The 26,346-nt window shown below is 63.0% G+C and carries 29 protein-coding genes; 13 read left to right on the top strand and 16 right to left on the bottom strand.

The features are described 5' to 3' along the window. Window positions 1–24: 24 nt before the first annotated feature. Window positions 25–1,527 carry a MocR-like pyridoxine biosynthesis transcription factor PdxR gene (pdxR, locus tag EFB14_RS00950; protein ID WP_126821939.1) on the bottom strand — a complete coding sequence of 501 codons (1,503 nt, stop codon included), beginning with the start codon at window positions 1,525–1,527 and terminating at the stop codon, window positions 25–27. Window positions 1,528–1,659: 132 nt separating this feature from the next. Here pdxR and EFB14_RS00945 point away from each other — a divergent pair, with 132 nt between their 5' ends. Together EFB14_RS00945 and EFB14_RS00940 are read left to right on the top strand one after the other, a co-directional pair. Next, entirely contained in the window at window positions 1,660–2,271 is a 612-nt protein-coding gene (locus EFB14_RS00945; protein ID WP_126821937.1) for a LysE family translocator, read from the top strand. A gap of 17 nt (window positions 2,272–2,288) precedes the next feature. Continuing rightward, window positions 2,289–3,215, top strand: coding sequence for a dihydrodipicolinate synthase family protein (locus EFB14_RS00940; protein WP_126822597.1), 927 nt, complete (start codon window positions 2,289–2,291; stop codon window positions 3,213–3,215). On the opposite strand, the gene EFB14_RS00935 is transcribed toward EFB14_RS00940, so the two are convergent. Next, the gene (locus EFB14_RS00935; RefSeq protein ID WP_126821935.1) at window positions 3,200–5,224 is read right to left on the bottom strand and encodes an ATP-binding protein; all 2,025 of its coding nucleotides are present in this window, start codon (window positions 5,222–5,224) and stop codon (window positions 3,200–3,202) included. The two genes, EFB14_RS00940 and EFB14_RS00935, sit on opposite strands and share 16 nt — an antisense overlap. Window positions 5,225–5,546: 322 nt before the next feature. Between EFB14_RS00935 and EFB14_RS00930 the strand changes: the two genes are divergently transcribed. Both EFB14_RS00930 and ilvN read left to right on the top strand, forming a co-directional pair. Further along, a complete protein-coding gene (locus EFB14_RS00930) occupies window positions 5,547–7,337 on the top strand; it encodes an acetolactate synthase 3 large subunit (protein ID WP_126821933.1) in 1,791 nt (596 codons plus the stop codon). A gap of 83 nt (window positions 7,338–7,420) precedes the next feature. After that, the gene (gene ilvN / locus EFB14_RS00925) at window positions 7,421–7,993 is read left to right on the top strand and encodes an acetolactate synthase small subunit (RefSeq protein WP_125843655.1); all 573 of its coding nucleotides are present in this window, start codon (window positions 7,421–7,423) and stop codon (window positions 7,991–7,993) included. 119 nt (window positions 7,994–8,112) lie between these two features. On the opposite strand, the gene EFB14_RS00920 is transcribed toward ilvN, so the two are convergent. Beyond that, on the bottom strand, window positions 8,113–9,030 hold the full coding sequence (locus EFB14_RS00920; protein ID WP_245438190.1) for a class I SAM-dependent methyltransferase: 918 nt from the start codon (window positions 9,028–9,030) through the stop codon (window positions 8,113–8,115). A 231-nt stretch (window positions 9,031–9,261) separates the two neighbouring features. Further along, a complete protein-coding gene (locus tag EFB14_RS00915; protein WP_126821929.1) occupies window positions 9,262–10,110 on the bottom strand; it encodes an aldo/keto reductase in 849 nt (282 codons plus the stop codon). A 149-nt stretch (window positions 10,111–10,259) separates the two neighbouring features. On the opposite strand from EFB14_RS00915, the gene EFB14_RS00910 reads away from it, so the two are divergent. Beyond that, window positions 10,260–10,853, top strand: a complete 594-nt coding sequence (locus EFB14_RS00910; RefSeq protein ID WP_126821927.1) for a LysE family translocator — start codon at window positions 10,260–10,262, stop codon at window positions 10,851–10,853. Here the strand turns inward: EFB14_RS00910 and EFB14_RS00905 are convergent. Both EFB14_RS00905 and EFB14_RS00900 read right to left on the bottom strand, forming a co-directional pair. Beyond that, window positions 10,845–11,321 (bottom strand): DUF2269 family protein, encoded by a 477-nt coding sequence (locus tag EFB14_RS00905; RefSeq protein WP_126821925.1) that lies wholly within the window; start codon window positions 11,319–11,321, stop codon window positions 10,845–10,847. The two genes, EFB14_RS00910 and EFB14_RS00905, sit on opposite strands and share 9 nt — an antisense overlap. Further along, window positions 11,321–12,592, bottom strand: a complete 1,272-nt coding sequence (locus EFB14_RS00900) for an SDR family oxidoreductase (RefSeq protein WP_126821923.1) — start codon at window positions 12,590–12,592, stop codon at window positions 11,321–11,323. Before EFB14_RS00900 ends, EFB14_RS00905 begins: the two co-directional genes overlap by 1 nt. Window positions 12,593–12,958: 366 nt before the next feature. Between EFB14_RS00900 and nthA the strand changes: the two genes are divergently transcribed. From nthA to EFB14_RS00885, 3 genes are read left to right on the top strand one after another with little or no spacing between them, the layout of a single operon-like run. After that, a complete protein-coding gene (gene nthA, locus EFB14_RS00895; RefSeq protein ID WP_126821921.1) occupies window positions 12,959–13,600 on the top strand; it encodes a nitrile hydratase subunit alpha in 642 nt (213 codons plus the stop codon). Continuing rightward, window positions 13,597–14,256: a nitrile hydratase subunit beta gene (nthB, locus tag EFB14_RS00890; protein WP_126821919.1), complete on the top strand. Its 660-nt coding sequence runs from the start codon at window positions 13,597–13,599 to the stop codon at window positions 14,254–14,256. Before nthA ends, nthB begins: the two co-directional genes overlap by 4 nt. After that, window positions 14,243–14,623, top strand: a complete 381-nt coding sequence (locus EFB14_RS00885) for a nitrile hydratase accessory protein (protein WP_126821917.1) — start codon at window positions 14,243–14,245, stop codon at window positions 14,621–14,623. Before nthB ends, EFB14_RS00885 begins: the two co-directional genes overlap by 14 nt. Here EFB14_RS00885 and EFB14_RS00880 read toward each other — a convergent pair. The 5 genes from EFB14_RS00880 to EFB14_RS00860 form a co-directional block, all read right to left on the bottom strand. After that, window positions 14,620–15,402, bottom strand: coding sequence for an anti-sigma factor family protein (locus EFB14_RS00880; RefSeq protein ID WP_126821915.1), 783 nt, complete (start codon window positions 15,400–15,402; stop codon window positions 14,620–14,622). The genes EFB14_RS00885 and EFB14_RS00880 overlap by 4 nt on opposite strands. Continuing rightward, complete coding sequence (locus EFB14_RS00875) at window positions 15,399–15,914, bottom strand: RNA polymerase sigma factor (RefSeq protein ID WP_126821913.1); 516 nt, start codon at window positions 15,912–15,914, stop codon at window positions 15,399–15,401. The genes EFB14_RS00880 and EFB14_RS00875 overlap by 4 nt, the downstream gene beginning before the upstream one ends. A gap of 34 nt (window positions 15,915–15,948) precedes the next feature. Next, window positions 15,949–16,329, bottom strand: coding sequence for a COG4315 family predicted lipoprotein (locus EFB14_RS00870; RefSeq protein WP_126821911.1), 381 nt, complete (start codon window positions 16,327–16,329; stop codon window positions 15,949–15,951). A 140-nt stretch (window positions 16,330–16,469) separates the two neighbouring features. Next, window positions 16,470–16,883, bottom strand: coding sequence for a VOC family protein (locus EFB14_RS00865; RefSeq protein WP_126821909.1), 414 nt, complete (start codon window positions 16,881–16,883; stop codon window positions 16,470–16,472). 42 nt (window positions 16,884–16,925) lie between these two features. Beyond that, window positions 16,926–17,264, bottom strand: a complete 339-nt coding sequence (locus EFB14_RS00860; protein WP_125843667.1) for a cupin domain-containing protein — start codon at window positions 17,262–17,264, stop codon at window positions 16,926–16,928. A 136-nt stretch (window positions 17,265–17,400) separates the two neighbouring features. On the opposite strand from EFB14_RS00860, the gene EFB14_RS00855 reads away from it, so the two are divergent. Together EFB14_RS00855 and EFB14_RS00850 are read left to right on the top strand one after the other, a co-directional pair. Next, window positions 17,401–17,946: a MarR family winged helix-turn-helix transcriptional regulator gene (locus tag EFB14_RS00855; RefSeq protein ID WP_126821907.1), complete on the top strand. Its 546-nt coding sequence runs from the start codon at window positions 17,401–17,403 to the stop codon at window positions 17,944–17,946. 136 nt (window positions 17,947–18,082) lie between these two features. Next, the gene (locus tag EFB14_RS00850; protein ID WP_126821905.1) at window positions 18,083–18,571 is read left to right on the top strand and encodes an RrF2 family transcriptional regulator; all 489 of its coding nucleotides are present in this window, start codon (window positions 18,083–18,085) and stop codon (window positions 18,569–18,571) included. Window positions 18,572–18,584: 13 nt separating this feature from the next. Here the strand turns inward: EFB14_RS00850 and EFB14_RS00845 are convergent, their stop codons facing one another. The 4 genes from EFB14_RS00845 to EFB14_RS00830 all read right to left on the bottom strand — a co-directional run bounded on the left by EFB14_RS00845 (window position 18,585) and on the right by EFB14_RS00830 (window position 21,924). Further along, the gene (locus EFB14_RS00845) at window positions 18,585–20,066 is read right to left on the bottom strand and encodes a cyclic nucleotide-binding domain-containing protein (protein WP_126821903.1); all 1,482 of its coding nucleotides are present in this window, start codon (window positions 20,064–20,066) and stop codon (window positions 18,585–18,587) included. Between the two features lie 95 nt (window positions 20,067–20,161). After that, window positions 20,162–20,578 (bottom strand): cupin domain-containing protein, encoded by a 417-nt coding sequence (locus EFB14_RS00840; RefSeq protein ID WP_125843671.1) that lies wholly within the window; start codon window positions 20,576–20,578, stop codon window positions 20,162–20,164. A gap of 41 nt (window positions 20,579–20,619) precedes the next feature. Further along, window positions 20,620–21,375: an SDR family oxidoreductase gene (locus EFB14_RS00835; protein WP_126821901.1), complete on the bottom strand. Its 756-nt coding sequence runs from the start codon at window positions 21,373–21,375 to the stop codon at window positions 20,620–20,622. Window positions 21,376–21,444: 69 nt separating this feature from the next. After that, a complete protein-coding gene (locus tag EFB14_RS00830) occupies window positions 21,445–21,924 on the bottom strand; it encodes a carboxymuconolactone decarboxylase family protein (RefSeq protein ID WP_125843673.1) in 480 nt (159 codons plus the stop codon). A gap of 131 nt (window positions 21,925–22,055) precedes the next feature. Between EFB14_RS00830 and EFB14_RS00825 the strand changes: the two genes are divergently transcribed. Further along, window positions 22,056–22,982 (top strand): LysR family transcriptional regulator, encoded by a 927-nt coding sequence (locus tag EFB14_RS00825; RefSeq protein ID WP_126821899.1) that lies wholly within the window; start codon window positions 22,056–22,058, stop codon window positions 22,980–22,982. A 111-nt stretch (window positions 22,983–23,093) separates the two neighbouring features. After that, window positions 23,094–24,221, top strand: coding sequence for an ATP-dependent DNA helicase (locus EFB14_RS00820; protein ID WP_125843676.1), 1,128 nt, complete (start codon window positions 23,094–23,096; stop codon window positions 24,219–24,221). 81 nt (window positions 24,222–24,302) lie between these two features. On the opposite strand, the gene EFB14_RS00815 is transcribed toward EFB14_RS00820, so the two are convergent. Then, a complete protein-coding gene (locus tag EFB14_RS00815; protein WP_125843677.1) occupies window positions 24,303–24,995 on the bottom strand; it encodes a MerR family transcriptional regulator in 693 nt (230 codons plus the stop codon). 453 nt (window positions 24,996–25,448) lie between these two features. Between EFB14_RS00815 and EFB14_RS00810 the strand changes: the two genes are divergently transcribed. Then, the gene (locus tag EFB14_RS00810) at window positions 25,449–26,201 is read left to right on the top strand and encodes a pyridoxine 5'-phosphate synthase (protein ID WP_126821897.1); all 753 of its coding nucleotides are present in this window, start codon (window positions 25,449–25,451) and stop codon (window positions 26,199–26,201) included. Window positions 26,202–26,346 lie beyond the last annotated feature (145 nt).

Raw genomic sequence — 26,346 nt, 5'->3', positions numbered from 1 at the left:
GCCATCTGCAAATTCGTCACGCATTCACAGTGGCCTATGCCGCTTGTCCGCCGTTTCACGAAGTCTCAGCAGTCTGGCGAGTTCGCCGACCGCGGCTTGCAACTGCTCCGGCAGGAAGCCGCCGAAGCCCAGCATCAGGCCGGGGCGTGCGGGCTGGCCGGCATACATGGGGGAGATCGCACGGACGGCGATGCCGGCCGAAAGCGCCCGGGCTGCGAGCCGCACGTCATCGGTTCCTTCGGGCAGCCACAGGAGAAGATGCATGCCCTGGTCGCTCGGCTCGACGCGGAAGCCTTCGGGCAAGGCGCGTTCGAGGGCCGACAGCAGGATTGCGCGGCGTTCGGCATAGAGACCCCGGATGCGCCGGATATGGGCTTCGAAATAGCCCTCCTTCATGTAGGCCGCGAGAACGTGCTGCTCTGTCGTCGGCGAATGCCGGTCGAGAATGGCGCGTGCGCCGGCGAAGGCTTCCGCAAGCTGTGAAGGGGCGATGACGTAGCCAAGGCGCAGGGACGGAAAGAGCACCTTGCTGAAGGTGCCGAGATAGATGACGCGTGACGGACGCAATCCCTGCATCGAAGGGAAGGGGTGTCCAGCATACCGCAATTCGCTGTCGTAGTCGTCCTCTACGATCCAGGCTCGGTTCTGGTCGGCCCAGGCGATCAGGGCGTTGCGCCGCGCCATGCTGAGCGGCATGCCGATCGGATATTGATGCGACGGCGTCACGAATGCGGCGCGCGCCTGCGGGCAGAGTTCGATGCCGCGTTCCACGTTCATCCCCTGCGCATCGACGGGGACGCGATGCGTGCATACGCCGAGATCGTCGAGCACGGCGGTCAGGCCGGGATAGGCCGGATTCTCGGCCCAGACGGGATCGTCGCGCGATAGAAGCACGCGGCCGGCCATGTAGAGGCCTTGCTGGGTGCCCGACGTGACGATGACCTGTCCCGGCTCGCAGTGCACGGCCCGTGCGCGGCGCACATGTTCGGCAATGGCGACGCGCAGCTCGAGCAGTCCCATCGGATCGTGATAGCTCGAGGGCGCCGCCTGTTTCCAAGCGCGCACGCGGTTGCCGAGACGGCGCCAGTTGTCGTCGGGGGCGATGCCGGAGGCCGGGACGGCGATGGCGAAGGGAACGGGCGGGTGAGGCGCGAGCGCGCGGGCAATCGCGATCAGCCGGGCCGCGGGGGGAGGCAGGTCGATGGCAGCCTCGGCCGCCTGCGCCGCCCGCTCGGGCGGGAGCGCCGGCGGCGGGTCCCTCAGGGCAGCGGTAACGCGGGTGCCGGCTCCGACCTGCGCTTCGAGATAACCTTCGGCGGTCAGCTGATCGAACACCTCGACGATGGTGCCGCGCGCGATCTTCAGGGTGGCCGAAAGGGTGCGCGTCGAGGGAAGGCGTTCGCCCGGCCTCAACTCGCCGCTGGCGATTGCGCTCCTGAGGGCCTGCGCGAGCTGGCGGCCGACATGGGCCGTTCGGTCGATCGCGTTGAGAGACGGGATTTCGATGGTGCTGCGTCGCTTGGACATCGCGAAATGGTCCACGAAGATTCTTGAAAATGGTGCTTCATGATGGACCAATTTTCGAGGAGAAGAAAGCGGATTGGCGGCTCCCCCCGTTCGGGCGGTGTCCGCGCAGATGGCCAAACCTCGGGAAAAGCAATGCAGGATCTTATCGTCGTCTACATCGCCTACATGATTGCCGCAGGCAGTCCCGGGCCAAGCAACATGGCCATCATGAATGTGGCGATGAGCCAGGGACGCCGACCCGCACTTGCCCTTGCCGCCGGGGTCATAACCATGTCGACATGCTGGGGGCTGATTGCGGTCACGGGCATCTCGACGCTGCTCGTGCGCTATGCCCATGCGCTGCTGTTCCTCAAGATCGCAGGCGGGCTCTACCTTCTCTGGCTTGCCTGGAAAGCGGCCCGCTCGGCAGTTCGGGATGCGCCGGCAAGCGAGGTGATCCGGCCTGCCGTCGAGCTCGGCGCGCTCTATCGCCGCGGCATCCTGATGCATCTCGGAAATCCGAAGGCGGTTCTCGCCTGGGTGGCGATCATGTCGCTCGGCCTCAAACCCGGCGCTTCGCCTCAAATGGCCATCACGGCCTTCGGCGGCTGCGTGCTCCTCGGGATCTCGATCTTCGCCGGTTATGCCTTGATCTTCTCGACGGCGCCGATGGTGCGCGGTTATGCCAGGGCGCGCCGCTGGATCGACGGAAGCCTCGCCGTCTTCTTCGCGGGTGCCGGATCGCGCCTGCTGTTTTCCAACTGATCGTTTTTCAGGATCGCATCATGTCTTCTTCGCCGTTTCATGGCCTCTCGGCCTTCCCGCCAACGCCTGCCGACATCCATGGCCGGGTCGATACGCAGGCCCTCAGCCGCCTGCTGGAACGCCTGTGCGAGGCAGGCGCCGCCTCCATCGGCCTTCTCGGCAGCACGGGGATCTACGCCTATCTCACGCGCGAGGAGCGGCGGAGGGCCGTCGAGGCGGCGGTCGAATGCGTTGGCGGCCGTGTTCCGCTTGTCGTCGGCGTCGGGGCTCTGAGGACGGACCATGCGAAGGATTTCGCCAGGGATGCCGAGGCAGCGGGTGCAAATGCTCTTCTGCTTGCGCCGGTGTCCTACACGCCGCTGACCCAGGAGGAAGTCTACCAGCATTTCCTCGCGGTGGCGGAGACGACCAGGCTTCCGCTTTGCATCTACAACAATCCCGGCACGACGCACTTCACCTTCACCCGGGAGCTTCTGCAGCGCCTGTCTCACATAGAGACGATCAGGGCCGTGAAAATGCCGCTGCCGGCGGACGGTGATTTGCGAGGGGAACTCGCGACATTGCGGGAAAAGACCAATCTCGCGATCGGCTACAGCGGCGACTGGGGTGCGGCCGAAGCGCTGCTTTCAGGCGCTGACGCCTGGCACAGCGTCATCGGCGGCTTGCTGCCGCGCACAGCTCTTGCCCTGACCAAGGCTGCCATGTCCGGCAATGGCGATGAGACGCAACGGCTCGCCGGGCTCCTGCAGCCGCTCTGGGAAACGTTCAAGGCATTCGGAAGCATCCGCGTGGTCTATATGCTCGTCGAGCATCTCTCACTCGGCCGCGCGGAGCTTCCGCGGCCTCTCCTGCCACTCAACCCTGTGGACCGGCAACGCGTGCTCGACGCCGCCCGGCCGCTGATCGACTACGAGACGGGGCTGACGCATCAATCCTTGTTGTAAAGGCTGCTCAGCGGTTTTTTCAGGATGCTTTCGCGCAGCGATGTGCCGGGCTCCCGGCGGGAGATCGCCGGCTGGTCGGTGGGCGGCGCCGGGCGGGGAAAGACCGGTTCCTCGCGGCGCATCTCGCGGCGCAGCGCATCGAGCCGCGGGTCGATCGAGGGAGACGCGGCCGGATCCAGCCGCGGCGCCTGCGGCAGCAATTCGCGCCGGTAGGATTCGAGCGGCGCGGTGGCTGGGTCGGGCGGCGTATAGGGCGTGGCGTCGAGATCCTCGTCGGCGGCATCCGGCTCGTCGAAGCCTACCGCAGATGCGGCCATGCTCTGCTGGAAGTTCGAAATATCCGGTCCGACGGTCACCGCCCGCATGCGGGTGACGATCTTGCGCAGATCGACCGTATCCGGATCTTCCTCGCTATGCTTGCTGTTGGCGCCGTGCGCCTTCGGCAGCAGGCTCTCGTCGACGCGGGAAAAGCGCATGCGCATCGGTACGCTGATCGCCTCGCCGAAGGCGATCGCCTCGCCGTTGCCGATCGAGGAGATGAAGCTCGTCGTCGAGATCGACGAATTCGGGATGGCCGAGCGTATGATTTCCTGGTCGCGGTCGTTGGCAAGCCGCATGGCAAAAAGCGTCGAGCACTGCGACAGGATCGTCTGGTCGAGTTCGCCCGGCCGCTGGGTGATGATGCCGAGCGAGACGCCGTATTTGCGGCCCTCCTTGGCGATGCGGGCGATCGCCTGGCGCGTCGGCACGAAGCCGAGACTCGGATCGGAGGGGATGTAACGGTGGGCTTCCTCGCAGACGACGAGCATGTGGATGGCGCCTTCGCTCCAGAGCGCCACCTCGAAGGCCATGCGGCAAAGCACTGACGCGACCGAGTTGACGACTTCGGACGGAATGCCGGCAAGCTGGAAGGTGCAGATCGGCTTGCCATCGCCGGGGATGCGGAAGATCTGCGCGATCGTTTCGGTGATCGTGTCGCTGATCGTATTGTTGGAAAACATGAAATGATAGCGCGGATCGTTGATCGCAGCGATGAGGCGCATCTTCAGCGACCGCAGGAAGGGCTTTTCCGAGCGGCCCTCCAGGCGGCCGATGCGCTCGTCGATCAGCGCCAGCAGATCGGCCATGCGGTAGGGGACCGGCGTATCAGCGGTGATCGAGCTTTTTTCCGTCGTGCGGCGCACCAGCGAGTTGTCGCTGCCGCGGAAGGCGCGCTTGGCCTCCGGCAGGATATCGCGCAGCATGTCGAGTTCGTCGGGTACAGGCGGGCGGCCACGGAAGACGACTTCGGCGAATTCTTCGAGCCGCATCAGCCAGAAGGGCAGGTCGAGCGTATCCGTGTCGATGGTGACGGCATGCTTGGGAAAGGCGGCGGCGAATTCATTGTGCGGATCGAGGATCAGCACGCGCAGCTTCGGGTTCGCCGCGATCGCCTTGTGCAGCAGCAGCGACACGGCCGTCGACTTGCCGACGCCGGTGGAGCCGACGACGGCGAAATGCTTGGAGAGCATCGAGGGGATGTGGATCGCCGCATCGATGCTTTCGTCCTGCGTCAGCTTGCCGATGACGGCTGTCGTGCCTTCGCCGGCATCGTAAATGCGGATCAGGTCGGCGGAGCGGATGCGGTGGGCGATGGCGCCGAGATAGGGATAGCATGAGATGCCGGTCGAGAATTCCTCGGTGCCGTCCTCATCGACGCGAACTTCGCCGAGAAGCTCAGTCTCGATCTTGAAATAATTGTCCTCGCCCTCACCCCAGGCATGGCTGCCGGTGTTCATCTGATAGACAAGGGCGACGACGCGGTTGCGGCCGACGCTGATCGAAATCAGCCGGCCGACGGACCAGAGTTCGGTGAGATCGGTGCCGCCCTGCTCGGCGACGGCGGCAATGGTTGCCCTGGAGCCGCTGCATGCAACGACGCGGCCGAGAAAGCGATTTCCCGGCGCATGGCCATCGCGGCGATCATGCTCGCCTGCCTTGCCAGACGTGCGCAAGTCGTTGTTGAGCAAAGGGCTACTCCATGCGGTAGCGTATAAGAATAAAGTCGATCCTTTAACAAATCCTTCATCCTATGGATTTTCGGGGATGCAGGCGTGGGGCAGTTTTTATTGCGGCATGCGTTGACGCTGCGAAATTTTCTGTCTATCACTGCCGACCATGAAAATCGCAACGGCTCTTATCGTGGTGGGAAAGCGCATGGGCAGGATGGTGTAACCATCCGGCGATAGCCACCCATGCGCTAGATGACAGGCTCCTCCGGGGCCTTTTTTTATGCCCGAAATCAGGGCTTCCGGCCACAAACGCAATCCCAGCATCAAACGGAACAGACAGATGAGCACGGACAATCAGGCGGCAGGCAATCGGATGACGGGAGCGGAGATCGTTCTCAAGGCGCTGAAGGACAATGGCGTCGAACATATCTTCGGCTATCCCGGCGGCGCGGTCCTGCCGATCTATGACGAGATCTTCCAGCAGGACGACATCAAGCACATCCTCGTCCGACACGAGCAGGGGGCCGGCCATGCTGCCGAAGGTTACGCCCGCTCCACCGGCAAGGTCGGCGTCATGCTGGTCACCTCGGGTCCGGGCGCGACCAATGCGGTCACGCCGCTGCAGGACGCGCTGATGGATTCGATCCCGCTCGTCTGCCTGACAGGCCAGGTTCCGACCCCGCTGATCGGCTCCGACGCCTTCCAGGAATGCGATACAGTCGGCATCACCCGGCCCTGCACGAAGCACAACTGGCTGGTCAAGGATGTCAACCAGCTCGCCGCCATCATTCATGAGGCTTTCCGCATCGCTCAGTCCGGCCGTCCGGGGCCTGTCGTCGTCGATATTCCGAAAGACGTGCAGTTTGCGACCGGCACCTACACGCCGCCCGCCGACTACCCGGTGCAGAAGAGCTATCAGCCGAAGATCCAGGGCGATCTCAACCAGATCCATGCGGCGATCGAACTGATGGCGAGTGCGCGCCGTCCGGTCATCTATTCCGGCGGCGGTGTCGTCAATTCCGGCCCGGAGGCTTCCAAGCTGCTGCGCGAACTGGTCGAGCTCACCGATTTTCCGATCACCTCGACGCTGATGGGCCTCGGCGCCTATCCGGCTTCGGGCAAGAACTGGCTGAAGATGCTCGGCATGCACGGCTCCTACGAGGCCAACATGGCGATGCATGACTGCGACGTCATGGTCTGCATCGGCGCCCGCTTCGATGACCGCATCACCGGCCGTCTCAATGCCTTTTCGCCGAACTCGAAGAAGATCCATATCGACATCGATCCGTCCTCGATCAACAAGAATGTCCGTGTCGATATCGGCATCCGCGGCGACGTCGGCCATGTCCTCGAAGACATGGTTCGCCTGTGGCGGGCGCTGCCGAAGAGGCCGGAGAAAAACCGCCTGGAGGATTGGTGGAGCGATATCGCCCGCTGGCGGGCGCGCAACTCCTTCGCCTATACGAAGAACAGCGACGTCATCATGCCGCAATATGCGCTGGAACGGCTGTTTGCGCATACCAAGGATCGCGACACCTACATCACGACCGAGGTCGGGCAGCACCAGATGTGGGCGGCACAGTTCTTCGGCTTCGAACAGCCGAACCGCTGGATGACCTCGGGCGGCCTGGGGACGATGGGCTACGGCCTGCCGGCAGCACTCGGCGTCCAGATCGCCCATCCCGACAGTCTCGTCATCGACATTGCCGGCGACGCCTCGATCCAGATGTGCATCCAGGAAATGTCGACGGCGATCCAGTACGATGCGCCGATCAAGATCTTCATCATGAACAACCAGTACATGGGCATGGTGCGCCAGTGGCAGCAGCTGCTGCACGGCAACCGCCTGTCGCACTCCTATACGGAGGCGATGCCGGATTTCGTCAAGCTGGCGGAAGCCTATGGCGCCGTCGGCCTGCGCTGCGAGAAGCCGGAGCATCTCGACGACACCATTCTGGAGATGATCGAGGTCAAGAAGCCGGTCATTTTCGATTGCCGTGTCGCCAATCTCGCCAACTGCTTCCCGATGATCCCCTCGGGCAAGGCGCATAACGAAATGCTCCTGCCTGACGAAGCCACGGATGAAGCTGTCGCCAATGCGATCGACGCCAAGGGCCGCGCGCTCGTCTGACATTTTAATTTGCGCATAATGCTTTCTGAAAATCGCTTCCGATTTTCGAGGGTTATGCGGCAGGGAAGAGGAAACTCAAGACCATGAACGCACATCTACAGCCCACGGGCTCCGCCTATTTCATCTCGCCGGAAACGACGGCGGTCGAAAGCCACACGCTTTCGGTTCTCGTCGACAACGAGCCGGGCGTTCTTGCCCGGGTCATCGGCCTGTTTTCCGGGCGCGGCTACAATATCGAGAGCCTGACGGTCTCCGAGACCGAGCATCAGGCGCATCTTTCCCGCATCACCATCGTCACCCGCGGCACGCCGCACGTGCTGGAGCAGATCAAGGCGCAGCTCGAGCGCATCGTGCCGGTGCACCGCGTCGTCGATCTCACGGTGCGGGCCCGCGAACTCGGTCAGGACCGCCCGATCGAGCGTGAAGTGGCGCTGGTCAAGGTGATCGGCGAGGGCGATATGCGCGCCGAGACGCTGCGCCTTGCCGACGCTTTCCACGCCAAGGTGGTGGATGCGACGGTCGGCCACTTCATCCTGGAGATCACCGGCAAATCTTCGAAGATCGACCAGTTCGTGGCGATCATGAAGCCGCTCGGCCTCATCGAGGTCTGCCGCACTGGCATCGCCGCGATGAACCGCGGCGCGCAGGGGATGTAAAAGTCGGATTCCGTCATGCCTGATGTAGCATGACGGAATCTGCCGAGCTCAGACAATGCCGGGCCACTTTCCTAAACCGCGGAAGTTCCGATGGGTGCGGATCGTCGGCTCGGCATAAATCACCGATCTTTCTTCGATAGTACCACCGTCGCCATGTAAGGCTCGTGGGGTCTGGGGTCTTTCGACAGGCGATGCTCGAAACGGCTAAACAGCTCGTCGACAAATACGGTCTGCTTTCGCGAGTGTGGCGCCACGCTGGCAATCAGCGGGCCGCTCCATGCGCGCGTCCCATTCGCATGATGCCTGGCGAACGCCAATCTGTCGCCGCTGCCATCGAATTCGGGCCAGAATGCATCGCTCACTTTCACCAGATCCAGGTGTTCCAGCGTGAGGTCTGCGAAAGATCCGGATTGTCTGAAAGGGGCCTGAATATCCTCCAGGGACCGAAGGCCGATTGGTATGGTAATCTGCTCCTCTTCCCGTTCCGAGAGCAAACCATCCTTTCTCATGTCTCCGACCGCCGACCACAGTTCGCCAAGCAGCCACTCCCAGCCGGTGTCAGCTTCCGCGCGGGCGGTGAACCCGGCCACGAGTTTCGCACCTGGCCGCATCTCCCGTGATCGCTGGGTCAGAAAACATTCCCAATCGCGCGCTTGCTGCGCCGCGACCGCAGCGGCAACGGCTGGTGAACTGCTCATTCCTGCTAGGATATGATCTGGCGCATCAATTGTGTTGGTGCTCATCCACTGCAACGCCCAGGTCGACCAGCCAAGGTGCACGCGGCCAGGCGATAGCAACGGCGCAAAATATGATTTGCCGATCGCCAGAGGAAAAACATCGGAGGTTCCCGTCATGTAGCTATTCGGGTCTGAAATCAGCGTTTCGAACAGGGACGAGAAATCGTTGGATGGAAGGTCGGTGTGGACGACTTCGATGGGAATGATTGCGCCCGCTCTGAAACGCAGGACGTCAATCGCCTTTCGCATCGGGATCATCGAATTTCGGCCTTGCGAGCAGCCATAATCGACGATGGTCACTGGGCCATCGCTGATGTCCACGGTCCGGCACGCGGCTTCCCATACGGGAAGCAGAGCGGCAATACCGGCGGCCTGCATGGCGGAATGCCTGTTATAGAAGCCGCCCCCTTGCATAGCTGCTAAATCACTTCGCGTCGGACCGCCTGGCATGGGATTGCCTCGCTTGGTGTCCGCAAAAAATTATCAGGCTTTTTTCGGTATAGCGAGCCAATTCCCTTGCACCGCTGAAGGTCAAAGCATCTCCAGCGACCTTTTGCCTGTCGGCGGTGGGAAGGCCGCGTCGAGCGCCTTCCAGTCCTCGTCGGTAATGTCGAGGGAGACGCAGTCGCGGTTTTCGCGAACGCGCTCGACATTGGATGTCTTCGGTATGACGAAGACGCCGCCGCGTTCCAGCAGGAAGGCGAGAGCCACTTGTGCGGGTGTCGCCTGATTGGCCTTGGCGATGCGGATCAGCTCGGGATGGTGCAGGATGCGGCCCTGTTCGATCGGCGAATAGGCCATGAGCGGGATGTCGTGGCTCTGGCACCAGGGCAGCAGATCGAATTCGACGCCCCGGCGGGAAAGATTGTAGAGCACCTGGTTGGCGGCGACATTGGCCCCGTCAGGGACGCGGAGCAGTTCCTGCATGTCGTCGGTATCGAAGTTCGAGACGCCCCAGGCGCCGATCTTGCCCGTTGCCTTCAGTGTCTCGAAAGCTTCGACCGTCTCGGCGAGCGGATAGTTGCCGCGCCAGTGCAGGAGATAGAGGTCGATGCGGTCGGTGCCGAGCCGTTCGAGGCTGTTTTCGCAAGCTTCGACCGTGCCTTTCAAGCTGGCGTTCCAGGGATAGACCTTGCTGACGATGAAGACCTCGTCGCGCCGTCCTTTGATCGCCTGGCCGACGATCTCCTCGGCGCCGCCGTCGCCGTACATTTCGGCGGTGTCGATCAGCGTCATGCCGAGATCGATGCCGGCCTTCAGGCTTTCGATCTCGGCTTTCGCGTAACCGGCATCCTCGCCCATGGCCCAGGTTCCCTGGCCAAGTGCCGGCACCTCAGCGCCGTTCGGGAATTTGACTGTCGGGATCGGATCATCTTGCATGATTTTTTCCATTTTGCAGGAGATTGCGCGGCGTTCTTATCTTTCAAGTAATCCTGTCACCATGGCAATGATGTAATGGCATCAAGAGTTTAGGGCAGCTATGCTGACCTAAATAAGCAGGTTGAGGAAATGCCGACTTTGGAGGTCGCATGCCGCCGGATACGTTTTTAGCTCTCTTTCTCTTCGCCTTCACGACGTCGATCACGCCGGGGCCGAACAATTTGATGCTCTTTGCATCGGGCGTGAATTTCGGCTTCCGCAGGACGATCCCGCATATGCTCGGCATTGGCGCAGGCTTCTTCTCACTGCTCATCGGCGTCGGTCTCGGGCTCGGCGCGCTGCTGCACACGGTGCCCGTGGTCTACACCGCGCTGAAATTCGCCGGCGGCGCCTATCTCGTCTGGATCGCCTGGAAGATTGCCTCCTCGCGTTCGCTCAGCGAAGGCAAGAGCGGTGCAGCGCCAATGTCCTTTCTCGCGGCGGCGGCCTTCCAGTGGGTCAATCCGAAAGCCTGGGTGATGGCGGTCACGGCGATGGCGACCTATACCAATCCCGAGCTCTATCTTATCAGCGTGCTGATTGTCGGCCTGGCTTTCGCAATCGTCAACGTGCCGAGCGTTTCGACCTGGGCGGGCTTCGGCTCGGCGTTTCGGGAATGGCTTTCCGATCCGGTGCGGCTGAAATGGTTCAATATCAGCATGGCCGTGCTTTTGGTGGCGAGCCTCTGGCCGATGCTAAAATAGGGTGATCGACGGTTTGGTCAGCATCAGCCAGAAAATGCCGACGACGGCGAAAAAGGCTGGAAAGCCGCAGGCGAACCAGATGCGATAGAGGCCGTAATAGCTGGGCGGGAGGGCGCTTCCCGAGCTTGCTGCGGCGCGGGCGAGATCGCGCAGGCGGATCTGGATCCAGACGACCGGCAGCCAGAACAGGCCGGTCACGACATAAAGCAGCAGTGACAGCGCAATCCAACCTTCCCAAAGGTCCCAGCCGATCGATCGCGCCAGCAGATAGCCGGTGATTGGCTGGAGAATGGCAGCGGTGGCGGTGAAGACCGTATCGGCGATGACGACGGTTGCCGCGACATGGGCGATCACTATGGGATCGTGTGTGCGATGCGCCATCACCATGAAGAAGGCGATGCCGGCGCCGGTGCCGAAGAGCACGGTCGCGCCGATCACATGGGCAAGCAGCAGCAGTTCGGCAAGCATCAGCGTTCGTCCAGAATGGCGAGAGCGGCGAGCGTCAGCAGGATCGACGTTAGCACCTTGACGAGGGGGCCGAGCGGATCGAGCCAGAGCATGGGTTCGAGAAGAGTGGCCCCGGCGAGATAGGCGAGCGAGACGGCCAGCATGCCGAGAAGGGCGCGTCTGGCGAGCGGGCGGACAAGGACGGCTGCGCCGAGCGCGATATCGATCAGGCAGGTGATGATCGTCAGCGCCATGGCGGCGCCTGCGGGCATGAAGGGAAGGAAGTGGGCGCTTGCCTGCGCTGGCGCCAAAAGTGGGATGAGGCCCGATAGTAGCCAGAAGAGCGACAGACCCGATATGACGAGCGGCTTCAGGAGATAGAGCCGGGCAAACCAGAGATCCTGCACGCCGGAAGGATTGGCCGCGAGCGTTGCGGCTGCGGATGTCGCGGCGATACCGCTTCCGGCTTTCACGCTTCTGATGCCTTCCGACATGACCGTCATCGCCGTCGAACGCAGCGGCGAGCGCCAGCCGAGCAGGCCCGCCATATCCGCGAGCCACGTTACGGGCCTCGCAAGCCAGGGGGCAAGGGCGATCACGCGGGCAGGCGGCAGGCCCAGCCACTGCCGATGCAAGCGGACGAGTTCGGCGAGCGTCAGCGCCTCGTCGGCGGCGAGAACGATGTCCCCGCGGAGATCGCCTGCAACCGCCCGCGATACCGCTTCCGCCACGTCATCCACGGAAAGCGTTTCGACCGGGCTTTCAGCGTGGACGAGCGGCAGCGCCAGGGGGAAGGCGGCAAGTGCGCGCAAGAGCGACGAGCCGCCGTGGGCATTGCGGCCGAGAACGAGGGCGGGGTGCAGGATGAGATGAGGCAGGCCGCTTGCCGCCAGCGCCTCGTCGGCCCGTCGCTTGGTGGCGAGAAAGGGCAGGTCGCCCGCCGGGCCTGCTGTCCTTGCGGATATCTGCACGATCAGAGGGCGCGTGCGTTTTGCGGCGGAATAGAGCGCCAGCATCGCTTCCGCCTGGGTGGCCGCCAGATCGTCCGACATGCCGTCCTGCAGGGCGCCGGCACAATTGATGACGACATGCTGGCCTTCGAGGAGATCCTCCCAGTCCTCGGGCTTTGTCATGCGGGAGAGATCGGCCTGGCGCCAGCCGATCGCAGGCTGCTTCAGCCGTGCACGCGCCGGATTGCGCCCGAGCCCGGTCACGGCGTGGCCGTCAGCGACGAGCCGGGCCGCGACGACGGAGCCTATGAAGCCGGTTGCGCCGAGAATCAGGATGTTCATTGCGGGAGATTAGCGGAAAAGCGTGAGTGGGATAGAAGGGCTTGGCGGGCGTGTGGTGTGTGTTTAGAAAGAGGGGAAGGCGTTTTCAGGAAAGTGAGACGCCGCCACGATTCCGCTTCTCCCCAGCGGGGAGAAGATGCCGGCAGGCAGATGAGGGGGTGAGCGGCGAAAGCCGCGAATGCACGGAGCGTAAGCAGAGGGCAACAATGATGGGCGTGCCGTATGGCCCCTCATCCGGCCCTTCGGGTCACCGACCGGGGTTGAGCCACCGGTCTCAATCCGTCCTTCGGACCCCCGCCGGGGGGAAGAGGTAACAAGTCGCGAACCCTGCCCATCTTTCACGCCGCCGTTTGGGAGAACATTGCCTTGCACGACCATGACCATCATCACAATCACGCCCACGGGCACGAGCACGACAACCACTATTCCGACATGCAGGCGCGCGTGAAGGCGCTGGAGACGTTGCTGACGGAGAAGGGGTTGATCGATCCGGCGGCGATCGATGCGATTGTCGAGACCTATGAGACGAAGGTGGGTCCGCGAAACGGTGCGCAGGTCGTCGCCAAAGCCTGGAGCGATGCCGATTTCGCCGATTGGCTCAAGCGCGATGCGACGGCGGCGATCGCGAGCCTTGGGTTTACCGGCCGGCAGGGCGAACACATGCGCGCCGTCTTCAATACGGCAGAGACCCATAACCTTGTCGTCTGCACGTTGTGCTCCTGCTATCCCTGGTCGGTGCTCGGCCTGCCGCCGGTCTGGTACAAGGCGCCGGCCTATCGCTCGCGCGCGGTCATCGATCCGCGCGGCGTGCTTGCCGAATTCGGGCTGACGCTGCCCGAGGAGAAGAAGATCCGCGTCTGGGATTCGACGGCGGAGCTGCGTTATCTCGTGATCCCCGAACGCCCGGCGGGCACGGAAGAGATGGACGAGGCCGCACTTGCGGGCCTCGTCAGCCGCGACGCGATGATCGGCACGGCCATTGCCGGCAGTCCGGAGGCTCTGCCATGAACGGTCCCCATGATCTCGGCGGGCAGATGGGCTTCGGGCCTGTCGCGCCTGAAAAGGACGAACCCTCTTTCCATGCCGAATGGGAAAAGCGGGCGCTCGGCATCACGCTTTCCTGCGGCGCTTTCGGCGCATGGACGATCGATGAAAGCCGGCATGCTCGCGAGAATATTCCGCCGGCTGCTTATCTCGCCGTCAGCTATTACGAGCTCTGGATCCGCGGCGTCGAGACGCTGCTGAAGCGGCACGGCTTTGCGACGGGCGAGGAGCTTTTGTCCGGGCGGAAATTGCAGGATGGGACGGCGCCGAAGCGGGTGCTGAAGGCGGAGATGGTGCCCGCGGCTCTGGCGAAGGGTGGGCCTTGCGATCGTCCCGTCGAGACCGCGCCGCTCTTTGCGGCCGGCGAGCGCGTGAAAACGAAGAATTTCAATCCGGCGACCCATACGCGGCTACCGCGCTATGCGCGCGCCAGGACCGGTGTGGTCGAGGCGGTGCAAGGCTCTTTCGTTTTCCCCGACGATAACGCACATGGCAAAGGCGAGAACCCGCAATGGCTCTATACCGTCGTCTTCGACGGTGCGGAGATCTGGGGCGAGGGGGCCGACCCGTCACTGACGGTGTCGATCGATGCGTGGGAGAGCTATCTTGAGCGCGTGTGAAATATCCTCTCAGCTCTCGCAATCGCCGGGCCTGCCGAAGTCGCCGGAGGGCGATCCCGTTTTCCCAGAGCCCTGGGCGGCCGAAGCTTTCGCCATGACCGTGCACCTGCACGAAAAGGGCGTCTTCACCTGGAGCGAATGGGCGGCTTCCCTCTCAAGGGAGTTGCACGGAGCCGGCCGAGCCGAAGACGGCAGCGATTATTTCGATTGCTGGGTGGAGGCGCTTTCGGCCCTGCTGGTCAGTCGCGGCGTGGCGGATGCATCCGTCATCATTGACCTGCAGAAGAGCTGGCAGCGGGCTGCCGAAGCCACGCTGCATGGCAAGCCGATCGAGCTTGGCAACGATCCGCTGCGGGAATTGCGCTAGGACGGGAACTGCCGGTAGCATTCCTCGGCCACGGCGCGCAGCGTCTCGCGCGAGATTTCGCCGGTGACGGCGTAGCCGAGTTCACCGTCGATCCAGTAGAAGGTCTCGAGATTGCCTGAGGAGGCGAAGCGGAAGCTCGTGGTGCGGTTTTCCGTGTTGCGGCCGACCATGACGGTCAGGCGCTCGCCGGCCTGGTTCTCATACATGAACATCGCTCCCGGCCTGCCGTCGACCGGCAGCAGGCGGCCGCCGACCAGCTTGAAGCCGAGCGGCTGCAGGGTCGGGATCTTGAGGTTTTCGATCGCTAGGCGCTTGCCGAGCCAGGCGGCAAGATGCGCCTCCTCATCGGCGAAGACCTCGACGGGGTGGCGGACCTCGGCGGCATAGACCATAAAGGCGGTCTCGGCCTGTTTCGGCAGGGTGTCGGAGCCGGCAAGCTGCAGCGCCGGCTTTTCCAGAAGCGCCGGGCCATAATGGCCGCTGACGGCACCGAGCGCGAAGACGAGGAGGGCAGCGGCAGCGACCGCCCAGCGTTTTGTTCGCGGCGAGACGGTGTGCGGGGGCGTCACGAGCAGCGGATCGGTATCCCTCGCCCTTTCGTAATCTGCAAACAGCGACCGGATGGCCCCGTTCTGCGCCTGCCAGCCGGCGATCGCCGCCGCTTCGTCGGGATTGTCGGCAAGGAAGGCCTCGACTCGGGCGCGTGCCGATTCCGGCAGCTGGCCGTCGGCATAGGCGTGGAGATCGGCTTCGGTGACGATCGGGTTGGCGTCGTTCATTTCGGTCTCCGAAGCGTAATGATGTTATCGGCCTTCAGTTGTTCCGCGACGCGCCGGCGGGCGCGCGACAGGCGGGACATGACCGTGCCGATCGGGATATCGAGAGCAGCGGCAACCTCGCCGTAGGTGTATCCCTCGATGACGACGAGCATCAGCACAGCGCGGTGCTCCTCCGAAAGGCTGTTCAGCGCATCGTTGAGACGGGCGCGCTCCAACGGATCGGCCGGCGGTTCGGGGGCTGCCATATCCTCGGCTGCATCGAGCTCGACCAGGCCGTCGCGCGTCCTGCCGCGCCGGCCGTTGCGGTAGAGATTGGTCATGATGGTCAGGACCCAGCCGCGCAGATTGAGGCCGCGCCATTGGCCGCGGCGGGTCAGGATCTTCTCGACGCAATCCTGGAGCAGATCCTCGCCATCGGCATCCGAGCGCGTCAGGCTGCGCGAATAGCGCCTGAGCGAGGGCAGGAGGGCCAGGATCTGGCCCTCGAAGGTTTCGGGTGCGGGTGTTTTCACGCCGGCAGCTTTCTCGTGATCAGGGATCCTGGGATCAGGGTTTGGCGAGCTCCCAGTTGCCGCCGACGCCATCGCCGGTGATGTCGCCCATCTTCGTGTCCTTGACCCAGAAATAGAGCGGCATGCCGTCCTTGGCCCATTGCTTCGTGCCATCCTTGCGTTCGATGATCGAATATGCACCATCGGCCTTGGCATCGGAAGCCGCCTTCAGCGGAGGCCAGTTCTTGGCGCAATCGCCGTTGCAGTTGGAAACGCCCTTGGCGTCCTTCTTGAAGGTATAGAGGGTCATGCCGTTTTCACCGGCCAGAACCTTGCCTTTGGTAGAATCGACTGTCTTGACGGGAGCGGCGGCAAAGGCAGCGGTCGCGGCAAAAGCGCCAGCCGCCACGATGGACAGGAATTTCACGGATTTCATGGTGTGTCTCCTCAGGTTGGGCACGCAATCCTGCGATACCTCCCATGAGACACGGGTCGAGGCGGTTTTATTCCAGACGCGGGAAAAGTTTTGACGGTCGAGGCGGAATGAACCGCCTTGCCCGCGCATGGTGCGCTTCGTTACTGCCCCGAGCCGGCCGCCGCCATGTCGGCAAAGAGCGCTTCGAATATATGGCCATCCGGGTCCTCGAAGGCGCGGTTGTAGAGCCAGCCCATATCGGTCGGCGGGCGCGGATCGGCCTTGCCGCCGGCTCCCGCCGCCGCTTCGACGATCGCGTCCACCTCTTTACGGCTCTCCATCGTCAGCGCGATCAGCACTTCGCTCGACTTTTCTGCCTCTGCGACCGGCTTTGGCGTGAAGGTCGCGAAGAAATCGCGCGTCAGCAGGTGCAGGAAGATGGCGTCGGACCAGACCATGCTTGAGGCCTGGTGGTCGCTGAACTGCTCGTTTTTGCGGCAGCCGATCGCTTCGTAAAAGCGGGTCGCAATGGCAAGGTTTTTCACCGGCAGGTTCACGAAGATCATCTTGGTCATTGCGGTTGTCTCCTCTTCCATTGTCCTGGCCTTCGGCCTTGTTCACACAAATTCCTGCACGATCGTATCGCTGGCATGAATGCAGACGACTTCGAGCCGTCCCGTGCCGATGTTCTCGAAGCGGTGCGGTGTGTTGGCGGCCACGACGACAATATCGCCGGGGAAGGCGCGGGTCTTGATGTCGCCCACGGTGAACTCGGCTTCGCCCTTCCTGACGGCCCATGTCTCGGAATAGGGGTGGACATGCAGATCCGGTCCCTGGCCCGGTTCGTTATCGACGATGAAGAGGGATATGCCGCCGCCATGGTCATGGCCCTCGAAACGGACCGTGCGGCTCTGGCCGGGCTGCGGCTCCTGGTGACGAAGAATCTTGAACATCATGTGCCTCCCGCATGTCGTCGAGTTATCTTCACGAGAAGATATATTTCGAAAACTATCTTCTCGTCAAGATATTTCCATGGCTCGGCCTCGGCGGAAAGTGTATGTGTCGGCGCTGTCACCGGTGCGTGAGGCAAAAATGACGGACGGAATTGAAAAAGAGGATCATGTCGATCGGCTGCAGCGCCAGTGGGCACGCGAGCTGCCGGACCTCGATACGCAGCCGATGACGATCCTGGGCCGCGCCTATCGGCTGTCGAACCTCGTGCGCCCCAGTATCGAGGCGACCTTCGCCGATTTCGGCCTCGACCGCGGCGAATTCGACGTGATCGCGACGCTTCGCCGTTCCGGACCGCCGTACCGGTTGACGCCGACCGACATGTATTCCGCGCTGATGATCTCCTCCGGCGGCCTGACCCACAGGCTCGACCGGCTGGAGAAGGCGGGCCTGATCCGCCGGGAAAGATCGCCGCGTGACGGGCGAAGCGTGCTGGTGGCCCTGACGGAGGCCGGCGCAGCACTTGCCGAAAAGGCCATCCGCACCGACATGGCGAGCGAAGCCTCGTTTCTGCAGGGCCTTGACGCGACGGAGCGTGAGACGCTGGCGGCCTTGCTGCGCAAGCTGATCGCCGGCATTGAAAGGGAGCTGACGCCGAGCGGAGAAGAGATCAAGACTGCGGGCTGAGCGGTAACGGGAGCCGGCGTCAATCGTGCCGGCACGGCAGCAAGAGGCTGCTTTTGCGGATCATTTACATCGTCTCGCTTTGTGGATATCATATATCCTTAATTCCGTTCGCGGACCAGCCAATACGAGTTGCCGAATGATCCTGAAAAGCCAGGTCGAGTGGGCGCTGCACTGCTGCGCCATTCTCGCGGGCCTGCCCGAGGGCAGGTATCTCTCCACCAAGGCGCTCGCCGAGCTTCACGGCTTGCCAAAGGAATATCTCTCCAAGGCGCTCCAGAGCCTTTCGCAGGCCTCGCTCGTCGAGACCACGCTCGGCCCGACCGGTGGCTACCGGCTGGCGAGGCCCGCGTCCGAGATCAATTTCCTCGACATGGTCGAGGCAGTCGAGGGAAAGGCACGCAGTTTCAACTGCACGAACATCCGGGAGAACAATCCCTGCCGGCCGCAAGAGTATTGCGACAGCAAGCCTTGCGCGGTCGCCCGCATCATGTGGGAGGCGGACGAGGCCTGGCGGACGTCGCTGAGGCGCGTCCGGCTCTCCGATCTCGTCGATACCTTGTCCGAGGAGGTGCGGCCCGACGTCTGGCAGAGCACGTTCGAATGGGTGCTCAAGCGCGCCGGCTGAGAAGTCTGTCAAATTATGCCCTGAAGATGGTCCTGATGGTCTTCAGGATGGCGTGCGCGCTACGGGCATGTTCCGGGGGCAGGGCGCCGCCGTCGCGGAAGCGTTCGGCGCGGCCGGCGAGGTCTTCGGCGATCTCTTCGGCCAGTGCGGGGCGTTGGCTCAGCAGCGGCGCGAAGGCCTCCTGATCGATTTCATAGACCGTGGCGGGCGTGAGTGCTTCCAGGGTGCAGACTTCCTGCATGCCGGCGAGAAGCCCGGTCTCGCCGAAAAAATCGCCGGGCGCAAACCGTCCGCGCTCTTCGCCTGCGCGCCGCGCTGCGATGATGCCGGCGCGTACCATCATCAGCGACGGCAGCATTTCTCCCTCCCGCACGATCACGTCGCCCTTGCGGAATTCCCGGATAGTCGTGGTTTCTGCGAGCTTCTCTCTTTCCTCTGATGTCAGCGTCGCAAAGATCGGAATGGCCTCGATCAGCGCCAGCGGCGTCACGCTTGGCGGCTGCGCGGTCTCCTCGGTCGGCAGATCTGCGGTCAGGATCGTGGCGGAGGCGGGAAGGGCGAGCAGCAGGCCCGCTGATTTGCAGTGACGATAGACGAGATCGAGCACCTCGTTTCGCGCCGTCGCGCGCTGGCTGGGGCTCGTGACCTTGAACAGCAACTCGACTTCGAGCGCCGTGGCGTCCAGCCCCTTCAATGCGACGACCGGCGGCGGCTCTCGCACGATCGAATTGCAGCTGGCGAGCGCCGTGGCCATGACCTGCCGGATCGATGCCGGCATCCGCGTCGGGGCGACGCGGATGGTGAGGACCAGGAGATGGGTCTCGTCAGGCCGGCTCACATTCGTAACGCCGAGCTTCGCCAGGAAGCTGTTCGGCAGGACGACGACGTTGTTTGCGCCGGTCAGGATATGCGTCGCGCGCCAGTTGCTTTCGATGACGCGCCCTTCGGTGCCGTCGCTCAAAAGGATCCAGTCGCCGATGACATAGGGCCGGCCGAGGGTCAGAGCGATGCCGGAGAAGACGTCGGCGAGCGTATTCTGAAGCGCAAGGCCGAGGATGATCGCGACCACGCCCGAGGTCGCGACGAGGGTTCCGATCGGCACGCCGAAGACGAAAGCCAGGATCGACAGCGCGATGCCGATATAGACGACGCCGATGACGAGATCCTGGAGCAGGCGGGCTTCCCGCGGGCTGCCCTCCAGCACCAGATAGAGCCTGATGAAGCCGATGACGGCCCATGCGAGGTGAACCCACCAGAGCGATTTCGCCAGGATGACGAGCAGGGCCTGCGGATCCTCAGCCTGATATCCCTGAAACCGGTGGGGTTCGATGCCGCTCCTGACGAGGATCAAGGTCATCAGGCCAAAGAAGAGGATCTGCACCACCAGCCGCGTCGTCGGCCGCTGGCTGGAGAGGAAGAACCAGACGACGATGCCGGCAAAGCCGACTGTAACAAGGGATATCAAAGGCTTGCCGAAGAGCGCGTCGTAGATCATCTCTCAGTCTCCGGGAGGGGCGGGCGGCACAAGATCCAGCATGTCGGCCGCCCGCGCAAGCATCGAGGCTTCGCGCGGCACGGCAAGACAGATCGTCACTTCTTCAGCGGGTAGGTCAGCTCTTTCTGGCTGGTGTCGACGACGAAGACGGCGAGCAGGCGGGCGGGCTTGGTGTCGCTGCCGTTGGCGCTGACGCCGTGACGGTCGCCCGGCATTTCGGAGAAGCTTTCCCCGGCTTGATAGACCTTGATCGGGCCGTCATTGACCTGGCTGCGGATCGATCCTTCGAGCACGGTGGCGTAGATGAAGGCCGAGTCGGGATGGGTGTGGCCTTCGGAGAAGCCGCCCGGACCGTATTCGACCAGCACACCCTTCATGCTCTTGCCGGGCACGTTGGGAAGTTCGTGCTCATAGACGAGCGTGACCTTGGCAGCCTTGCTGCTGTCATGCGCGCCGGCGCCGGTGGCGGCCAGAAAGGCGAGAGCGGCGGCGAGGAATGATTTTCTGATCATCGGAATCTCCTTGAATCTGGGTTGGGAAGGACCAGGCCCCATCACTTTGGTTGGGCGGACTTTGCGAACCACTGCTCGAAGGTGATCGAGCCGAGCCGCGGATTGTCGTCGGAGACCAGCGACTGGTCGTTGAGCCGTGCGCCGAAATATTTCGCTTCGGCATCGGCCTCGACGGTGCGCGGATCCTTCATCGCTGTCAGATATCGGGCGACGAGGTCGCTGAGGCGGACCCGTTCAGGACCTGATATCTCCACAGTCGCATTGGCAGGGGCGGAGAGCGCCACGTCGGCCATGGCGTCGGCGACGTCGTCGGAGGCGATCGGCTGCACATAGGCCGGCGACAGGTGGACCGTCTGGCCGACGGTGCCGGATTGGGCGATGCCGCTCAGGAATTCCATGAACTGCGTCGAATGTACGATCGTATAGAGAATGCCCGACGCCTTGATCAGCTTTTCCTGGGCGAGCTTGCCGCGGAAATAGCCGCTTTCCTGAAGGCGCTCGGTGCCGACGACCGACAGCGCGATATGGTGCTTCACGCCGGCGACTTTCTCGGCGGCGAGAAGGTTGCGGCCGGAGGTCTCGAAGAATTCGAGCACGGCCTTGTCCTCGAAGGAGGGCGAATTGGCAAGGTCGAGCACGACTTCGGCGCCCGCGAGTGCCTCGGCCAATCCTTCGCCGGTGATCGTGTTGACGCCGGAATTCGGCGAGGCGGCAATCACGTCATGTCCCCGCTTGCGCAGGCGTTCGACAGTCTTCGAACCGATGAGGCCGGTTCCGCCGATGATAACGATTTTCATAATAGATCTCCCGTTCGCTGCCGCGATGCGGCAGCGTCAAAGTTGAATCTTCTCAATGAATTGCGAGGGTTAGTTCAGGCCTGCCTTGTCGAGGCCGTAAGCCTTGTCGGCCGAGCCGGGCACCGTCTTGAAGCCGACATTGACGCGGTTCCAGGCATTGATCGCCATGACGACGAAGGTCAGGTCCGAAATTTCCTTCTCCGAAAGCTGGCCGCGAACCCGTTCGTAGATCTCATCGGGAACGCCGCCTTCCGGCAACTCGGTCAAGGCTTCGGTCCAGGCAAGGGCAGCGCGCTCGCGAGGAACGAACAGATTCGATTCCCGCCAGATGGCGACGTGGTGGATGCGCAATTCGCTCTCGCCGAAGATCTTCGCCTGCTTCACATGCATGTCGAGGCAAAAGCCGCATCCGTTGATCTGCGAAGCGCGGATCTCGATGAGGGCCTGAAGCTTTTCGTCGATCACGCTGTTCTTCAGCGCCATGCTGAATTCCATGAATTTCTTGAAAAGCTCGGGGGACTGCTGGGCATAGTTCAATCGCTGGGTCATGTCATTTCTCCTCTAATTAAGGATATAAAATGTCCTTATGGACAAAAGATATCCTTAATCTCTGGACTGTAAAGCCATTCCAGCCTAGTCTGGCCGCATAAAGCCTATGCACAAAAGTATGAGGGGTGGGGATGGATATCGTTTCGGCATTGCGGACTTTCCTGCGCGTCGTGGAGACGGGCTCGTTTTCGGCGGCGGCGCATGATCTCGACGTGACGCAACCGGCGGTCTCGCGGCAGGTCGCAGCCCTCGAGGGTCATTTCAACACCCGCCTCCTGCATCGCACGACGAGCGGCCTGTCGCTGACGGCGGAGGGGGAGCGGATGATGCCGATGGCGCTCCGGATTCTCGAAGCGGTGGAGGAGCTCGGCGATGCCGCCGGATCGGGTGGCACGGTGGCCTCCGGCAAGGTCCGGATCAGTGTTCCCGCGCCGCTCGGCCTCTTTCTCAGCGAACGGCTGGGCGATCTTCTTGCCGCCCACCCCAAACTCTCGGTGGAGCTGATGTTCAGGGAGCAAAGCTCCGGCATGATCGAGGAGCGCCTGGATCTCGAAGTCCGGTTGGGTTCGGTCGCAGACAGCAGCCTCGTCTGCCGGCGGATCGGCTGGACGACGGCCTTCCTGGTGGCGTCGCCCGCCTACCTCGCGCGCAAGGCGCCGCCGCGCCAGCCGCGGGATATCAAGGACCATGAATGCCTGTGCTACAACAGGGCGGGCGAGGCCAATGCATGGTCGTTCTCGAACGGCTCGGAAGACATCTCCGTCAGGATCTCACCGCGGCTGACCGCCTGCAGCGCGGTTGCCATTCACAGGGCAGCCCTTGCCGGCGCGGGCCTCGCGGTGCTCTCCCACATCATCGCCGTGCCCGATATCATCGCCGGCCGGCTGATCCCCGTGATGGAGGGCTTCCAGCCAAGCCGGCTGCCGATCACCGTCGTCTACCTCTCCAGACGCAACATGGCGCTGCGCGTCAAAATAGTCCTGGATTTCCTGACCGATACGATCGGGCAGGACCCCTCCATGTGCGCGAGCGGCGCGGACCGACCGTGGAACGGATGATCGTCCGGGCGGGCGGACTCGGTGCGCGCACGGGGATCTTGCCGTCCTCGGCCATGCCGCGTCAGTTTCCGCCTTGCCTAATACAGGCGAATCCTGCCAAGTCCTGCGATCATGCAATTTGCGCCGCAACAAGACGAAGCCCTGAAGGCTGTTTCGAAATGGCTGAAGGAAGGGCGCTCGCCGCTCTTTCGCCTGTTCGGCTATGCCGGAACGGGGAAGACGACGCTTGCCAGGCATTTTGCCGAGAATGTCGATGGCGATGTGCTGTTTGCCGCCTTCACCGGCAAGGCCGCGCAGGTGCTGCGCTCGCGCGGCGCCTCCAACGCCAAGACGATCCATTCTCTGATCTACCGCCCGCGCGGCGAGGAAGAGGTGGAGAACGAGGAAACCGGCAAGACCTCGATCGCGCCGATGTTTTCAATCAACCGGCAGAGCCCGGTCGCCAAGGCCGCGCTGATCATCGTCGACGAATGCTCGATGGTGGATGAGGCGCTCGGCAAGGATCTGATGAGCTTCGGCACGCCGATCCTGGTGCTCGGCGATCCCGGCCAGCTGCCGCCGGTCAGCGGCGGCGGCTTTTTCACCAATGAGGAGCCGGACTATCTGCTGACCGATATCCATCGCCAGGCGCGCGACAATCCGATCATCAAGCTCGCCATGCAGGTGCGCGAAGGCAATGAGGTGATGTACGGCGATTACGGCACGGCCAAGGTGATCTCGAAGAACGAGGTGACGCAGCAGCTCGTGCTCGATGCCGACCAGGTGCTCGTCGGCACCAACAGGACAAGGCGGCGCTACAATCAGCGCCTGCGCGAATTGAAGGGCTTCAGCGCCGATTATCCGCAGACCGGCGACAAGCTCGTCTGTCTGAGGAACGATCCGGCCAAGGGCCTGCTCAACGGCTCGCTCTGGCAGGTGATGACTTCATCCAAGGAAACGACGAAGCCCGGCATCAACCTGCTCGTCCGCCCTGAGGACGACGACATGGACCGCGGGGCGGCCAAGATCAAGCTGCTCAAGCAGGCCTTCGAGGATGTCGAAGGCGAGATCCCCTGGAACACGCGCAAGCGCTACGACGAGTTCGATTACGGTTATGCCCTGACCGTTCACAAGGCGCAGGGTTCGCAGTGGAACGACGTCGTGCTCTTCGACGAGAGCTGGGCCTTTCGCGATACGCGGGAGCGCTGGCTCTATACCGCAATCACCCGCGCGGCCGAGACGCTGACGATCGTGCGCTGATCCCGATCACGTCAGAAATGCCCATCACATCAGTGATGCGGTCAGCGAGGGAAGGGACGGTGGCGGCCGTCGGGGAATGCCTCAGGCCTGCACGATGCCGAGCAGGACTGCCTTGGCGATCGCCTGGAAGCGGTTGTTGGCGCGGAATTTCAGGATGATTCCGGCTTCGAGATCCCTGGTCTCGTCATGCTTCAGGTCGAGCGCGCGGGCGATTCGCTGGGTGGAATAGCCCTCTGCCATCAGTTCCAGGCAGCGAAGCTCCCGCGGGGTCAGGCTGGAACTGTCCTGATTGTCGTTCAGCGGCGCCATCTCCATGCCGCCGTCGAAATCCAGGAGGTCGCCGACCTGTTGGAGCTGGCGGTGCAGCGTCGACATCTCGGCCGTCAACTCGCGCTTGCGCACCTGCAGGGCCTCGCGGAACATGGTCTCGGCCGATTCCTGCGAATCGGCCTTGCGAAGCTCGTCCATCAGTTCCTGGATGACGGCGATCGGCATGCCCGTCTCGCGACAGACGGTGATGACAGCCATGCGCATCACGTCGTCCTGGCCGTAAACCCGCATCAGGCCGATGCGATTGGCGGAGATTAACCCCTTTTCTTCGTAGAAATGCAGTGTCCTGTGCGTAACGCCGAATGCGTTGGCCATATCGGCAATGGGCACGGGACCGTCTGGTAGGTCCGGCGGCAGCGCAGCCGAAGGCAGAAACCGGTATTTCGACCGGGCCTCCGAAGCAATACCGGCGGTGGCAAACAGGCGTTTGGAACCGTCTGGCATGAACCCTCCTGGGGCATCTTGTTGCACCTCATGCGGTTTTGCCAGTTGCTTCCCGGGCGCGGCGAGTGGGGTTTCCTCTAGGCGTTCTTATCATTGGGAAAGAAGCAGTACGCGGCCTACCAACGCGATACGATGTCCAGGTTATGCGGGAACGATCTTTTTTATAAGTGCTAAAAATAATCTCTTTTAAATGGGATAGCAACGTGACGGCCTAATTTACCAAGGCTTTAAGTGTGCTGCAGCAAAACATGCGCTGCATTGCGGCATTGGTTGGTCGTCTTTCGGGGCGACGGGAATTACTATCTGCGGTACGCCGGTGCCATCGAATGCTCCGGCCAAACGCAATGCCCATCAGCGATCGGCATCGCATCCATCTGCGAATCTCGTTGGTCATCGTACGGCACTTGGCATAAAAGCAGGGCCTCCCGTTTCCGTGACCGATGGATGCCAGCCATGCCCGCCAAGCTCTCCGTGAACCTCAACGCCATCGCCATGCTGCGCAATCGGCGCGACCTGCCCTGGCCGAGCGTCGAAGCGCTCGGGCGCATCGCGCTTGCCGCGGGGGCCAGCGGGCTGACGGTGCATCCGCGCCCCGACCAGCGGCATATAAGATTTTCCGACCTGCCCGTCATCCGCAACCTGATCGACGACGAATTCCCCAAGGCCGAGTTCAACATCGAGGGTTATCCGACGGAGGAGTTCTTCGATCTCTGTGCCGGCGCCGCCCCCGAGCAGGTGACGCTGGTGCCCGACGATCCCGCGCAGGCAACCTCCGACCACGGCTGGGATTTCCGCAAACATCAGGCATTCCTGACCGTTGCCGTCGCGCGGCTGAAGGCGATGGGATGCCGTGTCTCGCTGTTTGCCGATGGCGACGGGGATGCGGAAGCGGTCAAGATCGCCAAGGCGGTCGGCGCCGACCGGATCGAGCTTTACACCGGCCCCTATGGCGGCTGCTACGATGCGCCGGAGCGGGCCGCCCCGATCCTCGAAGCGCTGGGACAGACGGCGGATGCGGCGCTCGCGATCGGCCTTGCCGTCAACGCCGGCCACGACCTCACCGTCGCAAACCTGCCAGCGCTGGTAAAGCGCATTCCCGATCTCGCCGAAGTCTCGATCGGCCATGGGCTGACCGCCGATGCGCTGGAATATGGTATGGCCGAGACGGTGCGGCGGTTCTGCAGGGCTTGCGGGCAGGCGGTTTGACGGCATCGTCGATCGGCGATACGGCGGTATAAACTGGGGCTTGCTGCCGGACTGGCAGTGCCTGGGGCACCCCCCTCTGCCCTGCCGGGCATCTCCCCCACAAGGGTGGAGATCGGCAAGATGCTTGACCATCGCTCCCTCTCAG

It is taken from the genome of Rhizobium fabae (assembly GCF_003985135.1).
GTDB classification, from domain to species: Bacteria; Pseudomonadota; Alphaproteobacteria; order Rhizobiales; family Rhizobiaceae; genus Rhizobium; species Rhizobium pisi.
The sequence above is the reverse complement of the archived record's forward strand: the minus strand, read 5'-3'. Positions and strand labels throughout refer to the sequence as shown.